The sequence below is a fragment of the Streptomyces sp. C genome, from assembly GCF_000158895.1.
In the GTDB taxonomy this organism is placed as follows: domain Bacteria; phylum Actinomycetota; class Actinomycetes; order Streptomycetales; family Streptomycetaceae; genus Streptomyces; species Streptomyces racemochromogenes.
In genome coordinates, this window is sequence record NZ_GG657750.1 from 6,968,545 (window position 1) to 6,971,192 (window position 2,648).

At 73.1% G+C, this 2,648-nt stretch carries 2 protein-coding genes; one reads left to right on the plus strand and one right to left on the minus strand.

Features of this window, described 5'->3' with window-relative positions; genetic code table 11:
* Positions 1–179: 179 nt before the first annotated feature.
* Complete coding sequence (locus tag SSNG_RS31220; RefSeq protein ID WP_007267945.1) at positions 180–866, plus strand: (2Fe-2S)-binding protein; 687 nt, start codon at positions 180–182, stop codon at positions 864–866.
* Positions 867–928: 62 nt separating this feature from the next.
* Here the strand turns inward: SSNG_RS31220 and SSNG_RS31225 are convergent.
* Positions 929–2,648: S8 family serine peptidase (locus tag SSNG_RS31225; RefSeq protein WP_050779784.1), on the minus strand; the 1,720-nt coding region annotated here is incomplete at its 5' end.

The window sequence follows — 2,648 nt, forward strand, 5'->3', positions numbered from 1 at the left end:
GGCCTGGACACCCTCGTCCCGCCGGCCCACGGCGAGTGAAAAAAAAAACGCGCATCCCGGGCGCGGCCCTGCGGATGCAGGCCGAATGCCGGGCACGGCGGCCACTTCGACGCCAAGCCCCGCGATGCTCAGAAAAAATAACCCGCCGCGCCGAAGACCCCGCCTGAGATCATCCCGGGATGGACATGGACGACGTACTGCGCCGGCTGGCCGCCGTCGGGCCCTTCTTCTCCGTCCCGTACGGCGCCGAACCGCCCGGACCGGGCTTCCGGCCGCTCGCGGAGCTCTACGGGGAGCGGCTGGGCCCCTACGTCGAGGAGGTGGGCCGCCGGACCCGGAGCGGGCCGGGGCGCGTCGCGGCCTCCACCGCCCAGTTCGGGATCGCCTCCCGGCTGTGGTCGCTGGGCCTGGGCTGCGCCGCGCTGTCCGGGCGGCTGCCGGACCTGGACCCGGGCCGGGTGTGGTGGCGGCTGCCCGGGGCGGGCTCCCTGGAGCTCTGGCTGCCCGAGCCGGCCGAGGACCTGCCCGCCGACGCCCTGGGGGAGAGCGTCCTCGGGAACCTCGCCCGGCTGGACGCCGCCCTGTGCGAGCGGTACGGGGTCTCCGGCAAGGTGCTGCGCGGCAACGCCGCCTCCGGGCTGGTCGGCGCCCTGCGCGTGCTGCTCGACCGGGTCCCGGCCGAGGAGGGCGCGGCGGCGGCCGGGCTGGCCGGGGGGCTCCTGGCCGACGGCGGGGCGCTGGCCGGCACGGGCTCCTTCGTCCACGAACCCGGGCTGGGCGTGGCCTTCGTACGGCGCAGCTGCTGCCTCTACTACCGGGTGCCGGGCGGCGGACTCTGCGGGGACTGCGTGCTGCGCACCCGGTGACGCGAAGGGCCGCCGGGGAGCGCACGTACGCTCCCCGGCGGCCCCGTCGGCGCCGGCGCGTCCTAGAAGGTGAGGTTCCAGGAGTCGATCTTGCCGGTGTCGCCGCCCGCGTTGTCGTTCACACGGAGCTTCCAGGTGCCGTTGGCCACCTCGGAGGAGGCGTTGACGGTGTAGGTCTGGTTGATGTTGTCCGTGCTGCCGCCGGCCCGGTTGTGCAGGGTGTAGACGGTGCCGTCGGGGGCGACCAGGTCGACCTTCAGGTCACCGATGTAGGTGTGCGCGATGTTCACGCCCACCTTGAGGGTGGCCGGGGCGTTGCCGGTCACACCGCTGACGGTGATCGGGCTCTCCACCGTGGTGTTGTCGCCGATGGCGAAGTCCGCGGTGTTCTCGAAGTACTTGCCGGCCGGGGGAGTGGAGCCGCCGACCGCCTTCAGCGCGTCGGCCTGGCCCTCGCCGAAGAAGGCGTTGTTGGCCGTGGTGCCGGTGCAGCGGCTGTCCGACGGGCAGGGGATGTCGTTGGCCTGGGTGGCCAGCCGGGCGCGGACCTGCGCCGGCGTGAGGGTCGGGTCGGCGCTCACCATCAGCGCGGCCACACCCGCGACGTGCGGGCTGGCCATCGAGGTGCCGCTCTTGCTGCCGTACTTGCCGCCCGGCAGCGTGGAGTAGACGTCCTGGCCCGGGGCCGCGACGTCGATGACGCCCTGGCCGAAGTTGGAGAACGAGGCCTTGGTGGTGCCGGTGCCGTTCGCCGCGACCGTCACCACGCCCGGCAGTTCGGTCGGGATGTCGATGCAGGCGTTGGTGATGGTGCGGGTGACCGGGGTCGAGTCGTTGGGGCTCGCCGTGTCGGTCGTCTTGTGGGCCAGGTCGTAGTTCTCGTTGCCGGCCGCGGCGACCTGCAGCGAGCCCTTGGACTCGGCGTACGCCTGGGCGCGGGTGACGCCCTCGATGATGGCGGCCTGGTCCGCGTTGTCCGGGCAGTTGAACTGCCACGGGTCGGTGTAGTAGCTGTTGTTGGTGACCTTGAAGCCGTGGTCACCGGCCCAGACGAAGCCGCAGATGGTGTTCTCGGCGAAGAAGAACGAGTTGCCCGGCTCGGCCACGCGCACCGCGGAGATCTTCACGTTCGGGGCGACGCCGACGACGCCCTTGCCGTTCTTGGCGGCCGCGATGGTGCCCGCCACGTGGGTGCCGTGGGTGTCGACGTCGCGCCAGGCGCCGGTGCGGGTGTCGGCCTTGCCGTAGGCGCAGGAGACCGAGTCGGCGGCGTTGAAGTTCGGTGCGAGGTCCTGGTGCTGGTCGTCCACACCGGTGTCGAGGACGCCGACCTTGACGGCGGCCGAACCGGCGTTGACGGCCCAGGCCTGGTCCGCCTTGATCTGGCTCATGTCGGCGCGGACCGGCTCGCCGGCCGGGGTGGTCGACTGGGCCGGGTTGGCGGGCAGCGCCGGGTTGTAGGCGTCGGCCGGGACGTCCGAGGTACGGGTGGCGCCGACCTTCTGGACCCCGCTGACCCCGCGCATCGTCTGCGCGAAGGTGCCGGAGGCCGAGTGGGCGACGATCACGCCGATCGCGTCGTAGTACGAGAAGACCGTGCCGCCGTTGGCGGTGACGGCCGAGCGCACCGCCGAGCTGTCACCGGGAGCGGTGATCACGAGGTAGGCGCGGGTGCCGGCGGCCCAGGTCGCACTCTGGGAAGCCGGGGCCGCAGCCTTGGGGGGCGCCGCCGTGGCGGAGGCCGGGGAGCCGGAGGGACCGCGGGAGCGGTGCCGGCGAGCG